Genomic DNA, 17,637 nt, shown 5'->3' with positions numbered 1-17,637 from the left:
GGGTACCTTTATCATGTTCATTAAAAACAAAAACAAAATGAGTACGATCAATTCAAAATTCGACAACGTTTTAAATACCTCTGATCAGTTTGGGAAAGTAAATCACGAACCGGATTCAAGCAAAGAAGTTCAGATTAACACTCCTGAAAAGACCATGCCTTTTTCAGACCAGATCGGAAACTATCAAAGAAATAAAGGGATTCCTTTACAATCCTACGAAAACAGCAAAATCTATATTGTCGGAAGCGGAATTGCAGGGATGTCTGCAGCATACTATTTCATCCGTGACGGCCATGTTCCGGGTAAAAACATCATTTTCCTGGACCAGCTTGCTATAGAAGGCGGTTCATTAGATGGAGCCGGGAATCCAAAAGATGGTTATATCATCCGCGGAGGACGTGAAATGGATATGACTTATGAAAATCTATGGGATATATTCCAGGATATTCCTGCTTTGGAATTGCCTGCACCTTACAGTGTCCTGGATGAATACCGTCTCATCAATGATAATGACCCCAACTATTCAAAAGCAAGATTAATTCATAACCAGGGACAAATTCAGGATTTCAGCAAATTCGGATTGGAGAAAAAAGATCAATTGGCTATTGTCAAACTTTTATTAAAGAAAAAAGAGGAGCTTGATGATCTCAGCATTGAAGATTATTTCTCAGAATCATTCCTGAACAGTAATTTCTGGTTCTTCTGGCGTTCAATGTTTGCCTTTGAAAACTGGCACAGCTTACTGGAACTGAAGCTGTATATGCACAGATTCCTCCACGCTATTGATGGAATGAAAGACTTTTCATGCCTTGTATTCCCTAAATACAACCAGTATGATACCTTTGTTACTCCTCTAAAGAACTTCCTGGTAGAGAAAGGAGTACAAATCCAGTTCGATACTTTGGTAAAAGATCTTGATGTTCATATTAATACGGAAGGAAAAACAGTAGAAGGCATTATTACTGAACAAAATGGAGAAGAAGTAAGAATATCCATCGGAAAAGATGATTACGTAATTGTAACTACCGGATCTATGACGGAAAGTACTTTCTACGGAGATAACAATACAGTGCCGGAAGTCACCATAGACAACAGCAGTGCCGGACAAAGTGCCGGATGGAAATTATGGAAAAATCTTGCCGCCAAATCTGAGGTCTTCGGGAAACCTGAAAAATTCTGTAGCCATATTGAAAAGTCTTCATGGGAATCTGCAACATTAACGTGCCGTCCTTCTGCATTTACAGAAAAATTAAAAGAATTATGTGTGAATGATCCTTATTCCGGAAAAACAGCTACTGGAGGTATTATTACAATTACAGATTCTAACTGGGTAATGAGTTTTACCTGCAACAGACAGCCACACTACCCGACCCAGCCGGATGATATCCTAGTAGTATGGGTATATGCCTTATTGATGGATAAAGAAGGAAATTACATCAAAAAAACAATGCCAGAATGTACTGGAAATGAAATTCTTGCTGAATTATGCCATCACCTCGGAATGACAGATCAGCTTGATAATGTGATTGAAAATACAATTGTCCGTACTGCATTTATGCCTTATATTACCTCCATGTTTATGCCTAGAGCTCAGGGAGACCGTCCAAGAGTAGTTCCTGAAGGCTGTACTAACTTAGGTTTGGTTGGGCAATTTGTAGAAACTAACAATGATGTTGTGTTCACTATGGAAAGTTCTGTAAGAACAGCCAGAATAGCGGTATATAATCTTCTTAACCTCAACAAGCAGGTTCCAGATATTAACCCGTTACAGTATGATATCCGACATTTATTAAAAGCGACTCAGGCATTAAATGACTATAAACCGTTCTTAGGAGAAGGAATCTTAAGAAAAATTTTGAAAAACACTTACTTTGAGCATATACTGGTTGACCGTCCTGAAGAAAAAGAGGAACATGAATCTTTCTTTATGGAGCAGGTTGGTAAATTCCAGGATTGGATCAAAGGCGTGAAAGGCTAAAACATTTTGACAATTAATATTGGAAGTCATATTCTATGTATCTATGTGGTAAAATAAAAATTAAATTATTTTGAACATAGTCACATAGAATTTACATAAATAAAAAACAGGACTTATTTCTAAGTCCTGTTTTTTATTTATGGATTATTCCTTATAGCTTATTAAGGCTTAAAAGAATCTTTTAATGTTACTGTACGGTTAAATACCAATGCATCATCCGTAGAATCCTGATCTTTTGTAAAGTATCCGATTCTCTGGAACTGAAGTGGTTCACCCACAGCTACATCTTTCAGGCTTGGTTCAGCAAAACCTTGAATTGTAGCTACAGATTCGGGGTTGATAAAGTTTAAGAAGTCTACATCTTTTTCAGCATCAGGCTGTTCTACTGTAAACAATTGGTTGTAAATTCTTATTTCTACAGGGATTGCATGTTTAGCCGACACCCAGTGAAGTGTTCCTTTTACTTTTCTTAAGCTTTCTTCTGTTCCGCTTCCGGACTTACTCTTCTCATCATAAGTAGCATAGATGGTAGTGATTTCACCATTTTCATCCTTCTCTACTCTTTCAGCTTTGATAATGTATGCTGATTTTAAACGAACTTCCCCCCCTAATTTAAGTCTGAAGAATTTATTATTAGCTTCTTCTTTGAAGTCTTCACGTTCGATATACAGTTCTCTAGAAAAAGGAATTTCTCTGGTTCCTGCATTCTCCTGTTCAGGATTATTTTCAGTTTCTACCCATTCTTCTTTATCTTCAGGATAGTTTTCGATCACTAATTTTACCGGATCTACTACTGTCATTACACGTTTAGCCACCTTATTCAGGTCTTCACGTACACAGAAATCAAGCAATTGGATCTCGATCAGGTTTTCTCTTTTTGCCACCCCTACTTTATCAATAAAATTTCTAATAGAAGTGGGTGTGAAACCTTTTCTTCTCATTCCTGAAATGGTAGGCATTCTTGGATCATCCCATCCTGTCACTACTCCTTCAGCTACTAATCTTTGTAGTTTTCTTTTAGAAGTAATCATGTAAGAAACATTCATTCTTGCAAATTCTCTTTGCTTGTTCTTAACCTTACCTTCTTCATAAACCTGATCCAAATACCAGTTGTACAACGGTCTGTGATTTTCAAACTCCAAAGAACAAAGCGAATGCGAAATTTGCTCTATATAATCGGATTCACCATGAGCCCAATCGTACATTGGATAGATTTTCCAAGCCGTACCCGTTCTATGGTGAGGCTTATTTAAAATTCTATACATAACAGGGTCACGCATATTCATGTTTGGCGAAACCATATCGATTTTTGCACGAAGAGACATTGAACCGCTTTCGAATTCTCCGTTTTTCATTCTTTCGAATAAATCTAAAGACTCTTCAACAGGACGGTTTCTATATGGAGATTCAATTCCTGGTTCTGAAGGGTTTTTTCTTTGCTCGGTAATCACTTCAGAGGGTTGCTCATCTACATAAGCTTTTCCATCTTTAATTAATTGTACTGCCCAATCGTAAAGCTGCTGGAAGTAATCGGATGCGTACAAAACTTTATCCCATTTGAAACCTAACCATTCAACGTCTTTCATGATAGAATCTACGAATTCCTGTTCTTCTTTTTCAGGATTCGTATCGTCGAAACGAAGGTTTACGGGAGCATTGTATTTTTCACCCAGCCCAAAGTTGATGCAGATGGCTTTTGTATGCCCTACATGCAGGTAACCATTAGGTTCAGGTGGAAAACGGAAACGGATTTGATCCTTGTTCAAACCGTTTGCCAGATCATCTTCAATAATTTGCTCAATAAAATTGAGTGATTTTTTTTCTTCTTCCATTAAATTAGCTTTTGTTTATAGCAAAAAAAGTGGTACAAAGTTACGGAAAATTTGGGGTTCAGAAAACCCTAATTTATAACAGCTTTACTATCTTTTTTCATAATTTTTTAAATCATTGATTAAAATGTCCAATCGTCCTTTTGGAGCAACAGTTGATATTTTTTCAGAGCCAGCAGGCTTTACCCCAAAATAAACCCCTTTTTTAGAAAGTTCTTTCTGAAGACTTTCCGCCAAATCCTTATCTCCTATATTGAAATACCGTATCGTATTTTCTCCTGAGAAAGAGACTTTCTGATATCCTGGCACCGTAAACACATAGGTGTTGTTTTTTCTTCCTTCAGAAACTGTGGCACTTACTTTATTGCGGATATAATTACTGATATCATTAACAAACTTTTCATCAACATTTTTAGTATAATTAAGGTAGACTGTAGAAACCTTTTTATCAGTATTCACAAAAATATTTTTATGTACTGCAGTGGAGATACTATCCAAAAACCTGTTATATCTTACAGCATTCTCGTCCAATTCGCGCGTTATATTTTTTTGTTGTGCCAGAATATTAGAGGTCAAGATATTATTAGTTTTAGCTTGTGCTATCCTTCTGCTATCCGAAGCTTCTTTATTCTTTGCGAAATAATCATTCCGACTAGCTTCTATTCTTTTTAAATTACCAATAATAACTCCCGCACCCTTATCTTTTCTTCCATACTGAAGCATTTCGTTAATTGTTTTTGTACTAATTAACCTTGTGGTAGCAAATTTCTCAGAATTTTTGAGGGGTAAATATTCATCAATACTTCCTTCTTCTTGCTTTGACATATTCACTTCTTCTTCTAATGCTTTCAATGCATCTTCAGCATGTCCTTTAAAAGGAGTTTTATACGTTTGGCTTATCGTATAATAGATCATAGATTTACCAAAAATATTAAAGGTATTTTCTTTAGCAGGTTCTATATTTTTTTTCTTTTTTAATTCTCCCTCATCTTCTGAAATGAAACACATAAGTATGAACCGGATTTGTCTATTGGGATATAGATCTGCAAGGTCTTTTTTATAATACCTTTTGAGCTTTTTATAAACAGCCAGTGTAGTAGATGTTCCTGTGTTTTCATAAAACCCACCATCACCAAGATTTCCTATTCCGGGCACCAAATTATAGGTACTTAATATTGGAAATGCCTGACTTTGAGCAACGGCAGCAGAAATGGGAATATAACTACTATTACCTTCTTTTGTTTTGGCAAATTCTTCAGCAATATCTTTTGCGCGAATCCCTTGATTACAAAACTTAACAGGAGAAAAAATAGCTTTCTCGCCTGTATTCATTAATGTTGTATTAAGAAAAAGTAAAGGATTTAAAGGTTTTGATGAACTCATCTTATTTTTAGGATACCACAAATTGAAATAATCCTGATCAAAATAAGATCTAACAGAATCCAAATTCTTTGCATGTACTAATTCAGCAGCTTCCACCATCGCATTGGCTTCTTCCTTTTGCAGGATATAATTTCGATCAACCTTTTTACTGGAAATGGAAATAAGAGGATTAATCGTGAAATCAGAAAACATCAACCCTAAAAAATTGCTGCTAAAATAATTCCTGTTATAAATTTTACGTACTATATTATCCCGTTCTTCCTTCATAAAACTGGCGTCGATATCTTCAGACAAAACATTATTAGTTTTAATGGCAAGGTAAAAATTGGCTCCATTCGATGATCCTGAAACAGTGGAAATACTAAAAATATTTTTATAAAACTGAGGATTGGTAGCATCCGCATTAAGTAGTCCCGAAAGCAGCCATGTTCCAGCTGTAGAGCCACCTCCTTGCCCGGAAATAAGAAACACATCAATAGGTTCATTATTATTTGGATCATCAATATGATGATTATGACGTAGCCATTCATAAAATCTGTCTTCTAAGGTATCTCTATTATCAATTAATGTATTTGCCTTTTTTTCAAATTGAGATACATCTTGATTTGATCTTTTTATCATGTAGATTTTTTTATCCTGAAGAAGTAAAAAATAGAGAGCAAGCAGAACCAAACTTCCAAAAAAAATGTACTCCTGCCAATCATATTTAGCTGTTGGTTTCTTTCTGCTATAGCTGATCGTAATAATAATTCTTGGAGTTGTATATAATAATTCAAAGACCAATACCAAAACAGCAGAAACAATAATTAATATCACTGTAGGAGATATCCATATCAGCTTGGAATATAAACTCAGCACACAGAAAATTAATAAAAAAAGTCCACTCAAAATCAGTACTGCTCGATGAATTTTTCTACTGAATTCATATCTGGATTTTGTATCTGCTCTCTCTTTTTCCTTATAAATCAAAAATAAAAATGTCATCAAAATGCATAAGAAATTGTAGATGATCAGAGCAATCAAAAAGTAGCAATAGGATATTTCTGTACTTAATTCCAATTGTACATCTTTAAAAATGAAAACTATTAACGGAAATACAAGAAAAATAACAAAAAACATCAAAAATGCATTCAATACCTTTTTGTGATTTCTATTGGCTATAAAAAGACGATATAGCTTACTTGACTTTTGATTTAATACAGCTAAAACAGTAAAGGATAAAAACAATATAAGTACAAATAAGGCAATATATGTTAAGTCTTTATCCATCCACTCTTTACGTTCCTCTTTCTTTATCAACTCAACTAAAGATTTTGCCAAACACACCACTAATGTAGTGTTGTAAATAATCCAGGGAGCTATCGCTATATACTTTACCGGAACCTGGTTGCGTTTTTTGTTTCTCCGGCCGTTATAAATCTTTTCGAAACCACGATAATAAAATTCTACGACCTTAGGTTCTGTTTTAGAACCTAAAAATGTTTTTAAAAATGCTCCAGGAATCACCCATAAGGAAATAGTAAGCAATATAAATGCTAACACAATATAAAAAACATTAGGTAGATTTCCAGCATCACTCAAAGCATAAATAAAATCATTACTTACATCTGAAACTACGAATAGTAAAAAAACAAAGAAAACAGACAAAAAGATATAAATCCCATTCGCTTTAATGGTATTATAAATCTTTTCCACATAGTAGATAAAGGTTTCCATGGTATTAGTTTTAGTGGTATTAAAATTACCTAAACCAGGAGTTTTAACAAATCACCCGAAAGGGGTATTTTGATTCATTATTTTTATTAACTTTATAAAAAACTAATCATGGCCGTTTACATCTTAAGCAATCGGAAAATCGTCCGTCATAAAGGCGAAAAAGTAGATTCTTTTTCCAATGACGAATATTCAATTCCTAACTTCAGGATTGCAAAATGTGATTTTGACAGTTATAAGGAACCTACAGCTGCGGCCAAAAAGAAAAAAGACTATACCAACAGAAACATTCTGAATTACAAATTGTTCTCTGAACCTGAAAAGCAAGGCTATGAAGAAGTTTTGAACGTTTTACTGAATGAAAAAGGGATTCAATCCTCTCCCCTTACAGCCAATAATCTTGGCGGAACCCAACGACTATTCTACGAATTATACAAAAATATGTCTGCCACCAAGGACAGAAGTGATGTTCTAATATTCATCCATGGTTATCTGTATGACTTTGATGATGAATTAAAGGCTATTCTTGATCTAAAAAAAATATTCATTGACAATCCCGCTTCTCCTGTTGAACATATTTTATTTGTGAGCTGGCCGGCTTCCGGCAGTATTATTCCATTGAGCTATTTTGATGACAAGGCATCAAGCATCAACTCCGGAACATCATTGTTGAGGCTCTTCTATTTTTACACTCAGTTTTTAAAGGATATTTTTTCCAATCGTGATCTGATCCCATGCAACCAGAGAATTCACATTATGGCTCATTCTATGGGAAACAGAGTTCTTCAAAGTATGTTATACAGTTTAAAAAGGGAAAATATTCTTAGAGTAATTGATCAAGTCATTCTTTTGAATGCTGATGTTTCTTATAAAGTATTTGAAGACTCTGAGGATTCTTTCAATAAATTACCTCTGCTGGCTAACCGGATTTCTATTTATCTGAACAGGCAGGATCTCATCCTGGGAGTCTCCCAGTTTACCAAGAATATTCTTACCCCAAGACTTGGTAAAAACGGACCGAGTGATATTACGCCTTATAAAGATATCGTTTCTATCGTCGATTGTACTTTCGTGAAAGATGATGTATTAAGCAGTTTTAAATTTGAAGTCGGAAACCATTGGGGATACCTTTCCAGTTCGCAGGTACAGAATGATATTTTTCAAAATTTATATGGAGTAGATAGGAATCTTATTAGCAATAGAATTAAAAATAACGAAAATATTTTCACAATTATTTCTTAACGATTAATTAAAAAAATCCTATAAAATCAGCCTTATGTTAAAGTTGACACTGACCTTATAAATGGCATAATGATTGCCAATTCAAATAATAGAGAATTACAATTTTTTTATCATGAAAAATATAAAAAAAAGGTTTTCATATATTTTAAGTTATATAAAGAAAGCCATTTTCGTAAAAGATGTGATTTAAATGAATAATAACCTTTTTAAAAAAACAATTAATTATCCGACCCTATAATTACTTTACCCCTTTAAATATCTCCGGACTCCATTATTATAATTCCTACATTATTTTGCAGGGATTTTTGTTAGTGACTTTTTTATGAATGATGATTAATATATTTCAACTTTCACTTTTGATATATTGATATAAAAATTCTATTATTCTGTTAAAAATCAATAAATTAATTCACCACATATTGTATAATTTAAAATGATTTTAGATATTTACTTATCAAACAAATTAAAATATATACAATGAAAAATCTAAGAAAATTAAACAAAGGAGAATTAAAGAGAATTAATGGAGGAAGACCTCCACTGGGATGTAATAACTGGAATCCGGCTGCAGCTTGTTGTAGAGCATGGGCAGAAGGCTACTGTGGTGGTACCACTTGTCCGGATTCACCTCCTCCATATTGCTAATTAATTACTTCATTCCTATTTTGAGCCCAAATAAACTCTTTCTGAGATTAAAACGGGATTCGAAATTATTTACAAATAAAGCTCCAATGCCTAAACTTTGTGGCATTGGATTTTTTATTAATACTCTTCTATTGGCTCTGAGATGAAATTATTCTACAGCATACTGTAAATTTTGGGGTTCCCCCTTCCCTTACATCTCCTGAATAATTTCATTCCCAAACTATGCCTAATTATCAATTATTTAAAAATATCAGTTATGAAAAATCTAAAAAGACTTCAGAGAGCAGAACTAAAAATCGTCAAAGGAGGAGATATTCCTATTGGCTGTGACACGTGGGATGCAGGAAAAAGATGTTGTAGGGAGTGGCAAACAGAATACTGTAACAGTCCTACATGCCCAGATGCCCCACCACCATTTTGTGGCTAATCTTATTCATCACTCAATAAAAACTATTAAATAACAATCATGAAAAATCTACAGAATAACTCAAAAAAACTAAGCAAAAGAGAATTGAAAATGATCAAAGGAGGAGTTATCCCTCGTGACTGTATGAATTGGGATACAAGATTGAGATGCTGCAGACAATGGCTTCCTGAATCATCGGACAAACCTGTTTGCCCGGACAGTCCTTTTTAATTTAACGGCATTCTTGTATTAAGAGCTAAACCAACAAACTATTTAAAATATTTATTATGAAAAATCTAAGAAAACTAGAAAAAAGAGAATTAAAAAAAATTAATGGAGGAAATACCCCGGAAATCCCTATAGGCTGTGACAGATGGGATTTTAGAGCAAGATGTTGCAAAGAATGGGATTTGGAGAATCAAGGCAGGCCAACTTGCTAATTCCATTTTATATATTGAACTATTATGACTCATTTCTGAGATCTAAGCTGAATCAGAATTATTGATTCATAAAACTCCAATGCTTAAAACTTTATAACATTGGAGTTTTTTATTAAGTCAAGATCCAATTACCTCATCATAAAAAAAATTAATTATGAAAAATCTAAAAAAATTAGAAAAAAGAGAATTGAAAATCATTAACGGAGGAAATATTCCGGTTGTACCCATAGGTTGCAATATATGGGACTCCAGAGCCAGATGTTGCAAAGAATGGGATTGGGAACATTCAGGTAACCCAACTTGCTAATTATTTTTTGAACCACAACAGCTCATTTCTAAGCTCCAGATTGGATTCGAAATTATTTGTAAATAAAGCTCCGGTGCCTAAACCTTGTGGCATTGGGCTTTTTTTTGTGAAGGTATATTGTGCAATGGCATTTAAGCCGATATTACTTTCCAATGCTGAAGTAATCCACCACCCAATATTCTGCTCCTCTGCCAGGGAAATCCATTCATCGGAACCAGCAAAACCTCCTACTAGCGCAGGTTTCAAAATAATATACTGCGGCTTTATGGTTTCTAAAAGCTTTTTCTTCTCTTCCAAGTCTGTAATTCCAATCAATTCCTCATCCAGAGCAATAGGAGTAGGCGTCTGAGCACACAATTCTGCCATACCCTTCCAATTTCCGGCTTTAATAGGCTGTTCAATAGAATGAATATGTAAATCTGCCAATTGTTGCAGAACTATTCCAGCTTCATCTATACTGAAGCCACCATTAGCATCTACCCGGAGCTCCAGCTGCTCTTTTGAAAATTTCCTTCTTAATTCCTGAAGAATAATATGTTCAGATTTCCAATCGACACCAATTTTTAATTTAATGCAGTGAAATCCTTTTTCGAGTTTATCCTGGATCTGTTCTTCCATATATCCAACATCACCCATCCAGATCAACCCATTGATGGTAATAGCAGATTTTCCTTCTGTAAACTCACTTGGAAAATAAAGATTTTCATCCAACTTTAGATTCTGAACAGCCTGTTCATATCCGAACCAAATGGATGGAAAGTCTTTTAATTCTTCTTTTAAGAAATCCGGATTTAGGTCAATATTTTCACAAAGCCATATTAACTTTTCTTCATAGTCCGGCTTATCATCAAAGCTCAGCCCTCTGAAGACTGCACACTCTCCTATTCCTTTCTTTCCATCTTCTGAAATTTCAAGGATAAAGGTCTCCTTATCAAGCAAAACGCCACGAGATGTTCCACTCGGGCGTTTGAATTCTAATACATATTTAAAATAGGATGCTTTCATTATTTTACGCTGTCAATACGCATAAACTCTTCTGCTTTCTCCACCATGTCGATGCTTCCGCAGAAAAACGGAATTCTCTGGTGAAGTTCTGTAGGTTCTACTTCCAGAATTCTTCTGAAACCATCTGTAGCTTTTCCCCCAGCCTGCTCTGCAAGGAAAGCCATTGGATTACATTCGTATAATAACCTTAACTTACCATTAGGTGCCTGAGAATAAGATGGATAAATATAAATTCCACCTTTCAGCATATTTCTATGGAAATCTGCCACCAAAGAACCGATATACCTGGAAGTATACGGGCGGTCGCCTTCTTCCATCTGGCAATATTTAAGATAATTTTTTACTCCCTGAGGGAATTTGATATAGTTTCCTTCGTTGATAGAATAGATCTTTCCTGTTTTAGGGAAAGTCATGTTTGGATGAGAAAGATAATAAGTTCCCAAAGAAGGATCTAATGTAAATCCATTCACTCCGTTTCCTGTTGTATAAACAATCATGGTAGAAGATCCGTAGATTACATATCCTGCTGCAATCTGATTCACTCCTTTTTGTAAGAAATCTTCAAGCTGTACAGGTGTTCCCGGTTCGGTAACTCTTCTGTAAATTGAGAAAATGGTTCCTACGGAAACATTCACATCGATGTTTGAAGACCCATCCAAAGGATCAATCAACACCACATATTTACTTAAATGACCGTTTTCTCCACATTTAATATCAATAAAATCATCATTTTCCTCAGAAGCAATACCACAAACAACCTCTCTTTGAGACAAAGCTGTAATAAAAATTTCATTTGCAATGACATCCAGTTTCTGCTGTTCTTCCCCTTGAATATTCTGGTTTCCTGCAGCTCCTGTAATATCTACAATTCCGGCTTTATTTACTTCTCTATTAACCACTTTTGAAGCCAATCTTATAGCACTCAGAAGACGAGAAAATTCACCTGTTGAATATTGAAAATCGTCCTGCTTATCGATAAGAAATTCTCCTAAAGTCTGTAATGGTTGATTTGACATATTTTTTCTTTTTACTTTTCCCCCAAATTTCGGAAAATTTATTGCATTAAGAAAATTTAATTACAAAAGAGATTAAACACTGTATATCAACATAATACAAACCCAACAAAACATAATAATAAATATCAGCTAATCATTTCTCCCCCATTTCGTTATCCCAAACCAATGAAAAATTCAGATAATTTATTTTAATGTAAAGCATAAATATAGAATGGAAAAACAGGCCTACTTCTATTGCCTATTTTTTCAACCCAAGTTTAGGTTTTTGCAAAAGCCAGCTGAATTTTTATTTTTTATTAAATAGGCTAAAGTACATTTCTATTGAAGTTCAAACATTATAGATGTTCTCTCACTTTTTGAAGTTCAATAAATAAATATTAAATAATATATGGAACAAATAAGAGTCTTAACGATATCTTAATTCCCTCTATTCCTGCATTCAACCATGACCAACTATTTTATTCAAGGGTATTTTAAGGAAATCTTAATTCAACGGTATCATCAGCCTATTTCATATCTCGCTGTAAATTTATAATTTTGTCGTCCGTAAAAAACTCATGTAATTTTTATCTAACAATTTTATTTTTAACAATTTAATGAAAATTTTCAAGTTTGGTGGCGCGTCTGTGAAAGACGCCGACAGTGTGAAAAATGTGTCCATGGTTCTAGAAAGCCAGGGATTTGCCAAATGTTTGCTGGTAATTTCAGCAATGGGCAAAACGACCAATGAGTTGGAAAAAGTTGTAGAACTTTATTTCAAGAAGGATAACTATCAAACTGAGATTGAAAAGATAAAACGAAAACACATTGAGATTGCGGAGGGTCTTTTTCCTGAAAATCATGCGGTTTTTGCTGAAATCAATCTCTTTTTTGACGATATTGATTCTTTCTTAAGAAGAAATAAGTCTCCCAATTACAACTTTGTATATGACCAGGTGGTAAGCTGCGGAGAAATGATTTCTACCAAAATCGTAAGTGAGTATCTGAATGAGATCCAATTTACCAATCAATGGCTGGATGCAAGAGATTATGTAAAAACAGATAACTCTTACAGAGAGGGAGTTGTAGACTGGACAAAAACTGAAGAGTTTATTTCCAATTTAAATCCTGAACTTTGCTATGTAACGCAAGGTTTCATTGGTTCAGACGAAAATAATTTTACAGTAACGCTAGGGAGAGAAGGTTCTGACTATTCAGGAGCTATTTTTGCTTACTGTTTAAATGCTGATGCCATGACGATCTGGAAGGATGTACCGGGAGTAATGACCGGAGATCCTAGAAAATTTAGTGATGTATCTCTGCTTTCTAATATCTCTTATGAAGAGGCTATTGAAATGGCTTATTATGGAGCAAGCGTAATTCACCCGAAGACGCTGCAACCTTTGCAACAAAAAAACATTCCTTTTTATGTCAAATCTTTTGTAGACCCTACTAAAGAAGGCACTAAAATAGGAGCTTCAGACAAAAACCAGCAGGAGGAATCTTATATCCTAAAAGAAAATCAGGATCTTTTAAAAATCTCGACAAGAGACTTCTCTTTCATCGCAGAAGATCATATGAGCTTGATATTCGGACACTTGTCTAAATATAAGATCAAAGTTTCCCTGATGCAGAATTCTGCTATTTCACTGGCATTATGTCTGGAGGATAAATTTAATCATCTTGAAGAGCTTAACGAAGAGCTTCAAAAAATTTTTAAAACCGAAGCAATTAAAAATGTATCTTTATTCACAGTAAGAAATGCGAAGATGGATCACATTGATAAATTTTACCATGAAAAAAATGTATTATTGGAACAAATTTCCAAGAATACACTTCAAATGGTAACACAATAATATTAATTGCGACTAAACACACATGAGTTTAATTTCGAAAAACGATCTGATCAAAGCTTCCGGCTTAAGTAAAATTGGGTTCCTAAAGAATCCAGTAGCATCTGCTGTGATGAGCATTGCTAAAATAAATGAAGTAAATAGACTATACGATAAACTAAAAGATAAGGAAGGCAAAGACTTTTTCGACTCATTTGTAAGAGAAAGAAACCTAAGCTATGTAGCTTTTGAAGAGGATCTGGCAAAAATTCCGAAAACCGGACCGTTTGTTCTGGTTTCCAATCATCCACTGGGTGCTATTGACGGAATTCTGATGTGCAAGATCTTATCGGAGGTTCGTCCGGATTTTAAGGTAATGGGAAATTTCCTTTTGGAAAAGATCAAACCTATGGAACCGTACGTAATCGCTGTAAATCCTTTTGAAAACAGAAAAGAAGCTTACAGCAGTTCTTCTGGAATGCGTGAAACACTCAAGCATTTACAGGAAGGAGGCTGCGTAGGTATTTTTCCTGCTGGAGAAGTTTCTAACAAAAACAATCCTTATGGAGAAATTTTAGATAAAGAATGGGAAAAAACGGCACTTAAGCTTATCAGAATGGCTAAAGTGCCCGTTGTTCCTATGTATTTCCATGCAAAGAACAGCCGTCTTTTTTATCAGGTAGCTAAACTTCATCCAAGTTTGCAAACGCTTATGCTTCCTGCAGAAATGATGAATGATAGAGAGAAACCTATCAGAATCAGGATTGGAAAACCAATCTCTGTAAAAGCGATGGATGAGATGGAAACCATTGAGGAACTGGGAGAATTTCTAAAACGTAAGGTTTATATGATGAAATCTTACTACGAAAAAAGAAAATCTCTGGCTCAAAGCATTAACCTTCAGAATCTCTCTGTTAAATTTCCTTTGTTAAAAGAAGAAAATATTGTTCAGAACATCATTGATGAAACTCCTATAGAAGATATCGTCAAAGATGTTGATAAGCTAAGAGGAACAGAAAAAATGCTGTTCAGCAACGGAAACTACGAGATTTACTTTACCACCTATGAAGAAATTCCTTCAATTATGAGGGAGATCGGACGTCAGAGAGAATTAACTTTCCGTGCGGTAGGAGAAGGAAGTAATCTTCCGTTTGACCTTGATGAATATGATAAGCATTACCATCACCTTTTCCTTTGGGATAATGGTGAGAAAAAGCTGGCTGGAGCTTATAGAATGGCTTTGGGTAGAGAGGTAATGAAGAAATATGGTATCAAAGGCTTTTATACAAGCTCCTTATTTGAATTTGAGCAAGATATTCACCCTTTCTTTAAAAAGGTAATTGAAATGGGCCGTGCATACATCTGTCAGGAATATCAGCAGAAGCCACTTCCCCTTTTCCTTTTATGGAGAGGAATTGTACATGTATGCCTTAGAAACCCTGATCATAAATTCCTGATGGGAGGAGTAAGTATCTCGAATAAGTTCTCTGAGTTCTCCAAATCTCTGATGATTGAGTTTATGCGTTCTAATTATTTTGATTCCGCAGTAGCTCAGTATATCACTCCGAGAAATGAGTATAAGGTAAAGCTTCGAGACAGAGACAAAAGTCTTTTCTTTGACGAAATGGAATCAGATCTTAACAAATTGGATAAGATTATTGACGACCTGGAACCTGAATTAAGATTACCTGTTCTGATCAAAAAATACATTAAACAGAATGCCAAAGTAATTGCATTTAATGTTGACCCGAACTTTAATGATGCTATTGACGGATTGATGTATATTAGAATCAGTGATCTTCCTGAAAGTACGATAAAACCTGTACTGGAGGAAATGAGTGAACAAATCAGAAAGGAGCAGGAAAATAATCCAGCTGATAATCAATAAGTTTTTAGTTTTAATTAAAAAAAGCACGATGAATACTTGCTTTGTATACTAAAACTTACTACTTTTGCATCACTTTAAAACAACGAAGTAAGTCAAACAAAATATAATGGTTTCTTAGCTCAGTTGGTAGAGCAATGGATTGAAAATCCATGTGTCCCTGGTTCGATTCCTGGAGAAACCACTTGAAAACCTCTGATTAGTCAGAGGTTTTTTTGTTTTGTTATTTGTCTACAAATTATATATCTGATTAAGGTTACTAATTTATATTGTAGCATTTTATTCTTCTGTTAATCTTTTAACAGCATTTCTATCGACTATAACAGCCTTAACATCATTGATGATGACTTTATTATTTTTAGGTTCTTTTTGCAGGAATAAATATCCTTCATCGGGCCAATGAATAAAAAGAATTTTACTTTTTTCATTCATTAGCTTTTTTTTGGATTGATATATATTAAATAAAGATGTTCATCCTATCTCCCGACGATTCGAATATAATATAAAAAAGTGTTGTATTTCGATAATCAATTCAGACACAATAAGATTCTTGCTAAAAAGATTCAAAAAAGAAATCCAAAGGATTTTAATATCGAATAATAACAGAGAAAAACACATAAAAACTTGCATAGTATTACAAAATAGTATAATTTTGCACCACTTTAAAAACGACAAAGTAAATCAACAATATAATGGTTTCTTAGCTCAGTTGGTAGAGCAATGGATTGAAAATCCATGTGTCCCTGGTTCGATTCCTGGAGAAACCACTTGAAAAGCCTCTGAATATTCAGAGGCTTTTTATTTTATATAGAATCATAGGATTAAATGTCCTAAAAGTTATTAAAAAAAGAATACGTTTATTCTAAACAGCATGGCTTCCTTTTACCTGATATATTCCAAATACAAAATCGCTTGGATTTGATTTCAGGAAATCATCTTCTAATTGGAAAATATCCTTTAATATTCTTTGTTTTTCAGAATCTGGCATCTCATTTCCTACAAAATGATGTGCAATATCTTTAAATACACTTTGCAGGAGATTGTTCCCCATTGCTTTTTCGTCAACAACTTCAAAATATTCATGAATAGCAGGCATTATACTTTCAGAATCTACACATTCTGAAGGATCTGCAATAATCATTCTTACAACCCCACTTCCATAGTAATTATTTTTAAAAAGATTTGTTTTATATATCCTTTTATATTGCTGAGGGATAAGTTTCAAAGCCTTATTGATATATTGAATTTGCTGTTTGGAATACTGAAGTCTATTTTTTCCAACAAATTCATTAATAATTAAGCAGCCTGTAGGTTTTAAACTTTTAATGACCACATCTTTTAAGAATTGAAAAATATTTTCAAAATGATGGAGAGAGGCATGAAAAAAAACAATATCATATTTTCCCGGCTCAAAATCATACGTCAAAACATTTTCTGCATGAAAAGAAATGTTACGCAGACCTTTATCTTTTGCAATCCCACTTGCAATGGAGAGAAGTTTATCTGAAAAATCAAAGCAATCTATTTTCCAATGAGGATTAAGTTCTGCTAAGCGAAGTTCGTGGCTACAACCTCCTGAACCTAAAGCCAGCACTTTTATCTCTGCTGAATCCTGAAAATAATTTTCGCTGAGATATTCTTCATACGTTTTATTGATATCTCCCGTAACCAGTTTATTCCATCTTGATCTCACTTCGGGAATACTCCAAAAATTAGCTGATTCAATTTCTTTTACATTAAAGGCACTTTTAGTTCTTTGATAAGAATCAATTTTTAATTTAGAGAATAGAAAAGGTAATCCTCTTTGATGAAATTTAATATAAATATCTCTGATGTCTTCTAATGTTAAAAGGCGCATTGCTAATTTTTATCTTTGCAAGTTAATTAAAAAATAAAAGAATGGAAAAAATATTCTTTCTCATCAACATGATCTATTCTCAACCATTATTCATTAAAAAAGTCATACAACAAAACAAC

General features: G+C 34.1%; 15 protein-coding genes and 2 tRNA genes. 11 read left to right on the top strand and 6 right to left on the bottom strand.

What is annotated here, in order from left to right; genetic code table 11:
• Positions 1 to 37 precede the first annotated feature (37 nt).
• Positions 38 to 1,978 carry an oleate hydratase gene (locus EG344_RS17445; RefSeq protein WP_123910654.1) on the top strand — a complete coding sequence of 647 codons (1,941 nt, stop codon included), beginning with the start codon at positions 38 to 40 and terminating at the stop codon, positions 1,976 to 1,978.
• A 161-nt stretch (positions 1,979 to 2,139) separates the two neighbouring features.
• Here EG344_RS17445 and EG344_RS17440 read toward each other — a convergent pair whose 3' ends face one another.
• On the bottom strand, positions 2,140 to 3,810 hold the full coding sequence (locus EG344_RS17440) for a glutamine--tRNA ligase/YqeY domain fusion protein (RefSeq protein WP_123857167.1): 1,671 nt from the start codon (positions 3,808 to 3,810) through the stop codon (positions 2,140 to 2,142).
• Between the two features lie 87 nt (positions 3,811 to 3,897).
• Positions 3,898 to 6,906, bottom strand: a complete 3,009-nt coding sequence (locus EG344_RS17435) for a G-protein coupled receptor (protein ID WP_123910653.1) — start codon at positions 6,904 to 6,906, stop codon at positions 3,898 to 3,900.
• Positions 6,907 to 7,014: 108 nt separating this feature from the next.
• On the opposite strand from EG344_RS17435, the gene EG344_RS17430 reads away from it, so the two are divergent.
• The 6 genes from EG344_RS17430 to EG344_RS24025 all read left to right on the top strand — a co-directional run bounded on the left by EG344_RS17430 (position 7,015) and on the right by EG344_RS24025 (position 9,943).
• The gene (locus tag EG344_RS17430; RefSeq protein WP_123910652.1) at positions 7,015 to 8,145 is read left to right on the top strand and encodes an alpha/beta hydrolase; all 1,131 of its coding nucleotides are present in this window, start codon (positions 7,015 to 7,017) and stop codon (positions 8,143 to 8,145) included.
• Positions 8,146 to 8,622: 477 nt separating this feature from the next.
• Complete coding sequence (locus tag EG344_RS24045) at positions 8,623 to 8,790, top strand: bacteriocin-like protein (protein ID WP_164464460.1); 168 nt, start codon at positions 8,623 to 8,625, stop codon at positions 8,788 to 8,790.
• Positions 8,791 to 9,046: 256 nt separating this feature from the next.
• Positions 9,047 to 9,217 (top strand): bacteriocin-like protein, encoded by a 171-nt coding sequence (locus EG344_RS24040; RefSeq protein WP_164464459.1) that lies wholly within the window; start codon positions 9,047 to 9,049, stop codon positions 9,215 to 9,217.
• Between the two features lie 39 nt (positions 9,218 to 9,256).
• Entirely contained in the window at positions 9,257 to 9,427 is a 171-nt protein-coding gene (locus tag EG344_RS24035; protein WP_164464362.1) for a hypothetical protein, read from the top strand.
• 56 nt (positions 9,428 to 9,483) lie between these two features.
• The gene (locus EG344_RS24030; RefSeq protein WP_164464458.1) at positions 9,484 to 9,636 is read left to right on the top strand and encodes a bacteriocin-like protein; all 153 of its coding nucleotides are present in this window, start codon (positions 9,484 to 9,486) and stop codon (positions 9,634 to 9,636) included.
• A 154-nt stretch (positions 9,637 to 9,790) separates the two neighbouring features.
• Positions 9,791 to 9,943: a bacteriocin-like protein gene (locus EG344_RS24025; RefSeq protein WP_164464457.1), complete on the top strand. Its 153-nt coding sequence runs from the start codon at positions 9,791 to 9,793 to the stop codon at positions 9,941 to 9,943.
• Here EG344_RS24025 and EG344_RS17425 read toward each other — a convergent pair whose 3' ends face one another.
• Together EG344_RS17425 and fbp are read right to left on the bottom strand one after the other, a co-directional pair.
• Positions 9,944 to 10,948 (bottom strand): o-succinylbenzoate synthase, encoded by a 1,005-nt coding sequence (locus EG344_RS17425; RefSeq protein WP_123910651.1) that lies wholly within the window; start codon positions 10,946 to 10,948, stop codon positions 9,944 to 9,946.
• Entirely contained in the window at positions 10,948 to 11,964 is a 1,017-nt protein-coding gene (gene fbp / locus EG344_RS17420) for a class 1 fructose-bisphosphatase (protein ID WP_068944199.1), read from the bottom strand. The genes EG344_RS17425 and fbp overlap by 1 nt, the downstream gene beginning before the upstream one ends.
• 596 nt (positions 11,965 to 12,560) lie before the next feature.
• Here fbp and EG344_RS17415 point away from each other — a divergent pair.
• The 3 genes from EG344_RS17415 (at position 12,561) to EG344_RS17405 (ending at position 15,844) form a co-directional block, all read left to right on the top strand.
• Complete coding sequence (locus EG344_RS17415; protein WP_123910650.1) at positions 12,561 to 13,799, top strand: aspartate kinase; 1,239 nt, start codon at positions 12,561 to 12,563, stop codon at positions 13,797 to 13,799.
• 22 nt (positions 13,800 to 13,821) lie between these two features.
• Positions 13,822 to 15,663 (top strand): lysophospholipid acyltransferase family protein, encoded by a 1,842-nt coding sequence (locus EG344_RS17410; RefSeq protein ID WP_123910649.1) that lies wholly within the window; start codon positions 13,822 to 13,824, stop codon positions 15,661 to 15,663.
• Positions 15,664 to 15,771: 108 nt separating this feature from the next.
• A tRNA-Phe gene (locus tag EG344_RS17405) sits at positions 15,772 to 15,844 on the top strand.
• 95 nt (positions 15,845 to 15,939) lie between these two features.
• Here the strand turns inward: EG344_RS17405 and EG344_RS24020 are convergent.
• Entirely contained in the window at positions 15,940 to 16,092 is a 153-nt protein-coding gene (locus EG344_RS24020) for a hypothetical protein (protein WP_164464456.1), read from the bottom strand.
• Between the two features lie 262 nt (positions 16,093 to 16,354).
• Here EG344_RS24020 and EG344_RS17400 point away from each other — a divergent pair.
• Positions 16,355 to 16,427: transfer RNA gene (locus EG344_RS17400), tRNA-Phe, on the top strand.
• A gap of 95 nt (positions 16,428 to 16,522) precedes the next feature.
• Here the strand turns inward: EG344_RS17400 and EG344_RS17395 are convergent.
• Positions 16,523 to 17,518, bottom strand: coding sequence for a class I SAM-dependent methyltransferase (locus EG344_RS17395; protein ID WP_123910648.1), 996 nt, complete (start codon positions 17,516 to 17,518; stop codon positions 16,523 to 16,525).
• Between the last annotated feature and the right edge of the window lie 119 nt (positions 17,519 to 17,637).

The sequence above is a fragment of the Chryseobacterium sp. G0162 genome (genome assembly GCF_003815715.1).
GTDB lineage: Bacteria > Bacteroidota > Bacteroidia > Flavobacteriales > Weeksellaceae > Chryseobacterium.
Note: the sequence above shows the minus strand (reverse complement) of the source record. Positions and strands in the feature narration are given on the sequence as shown.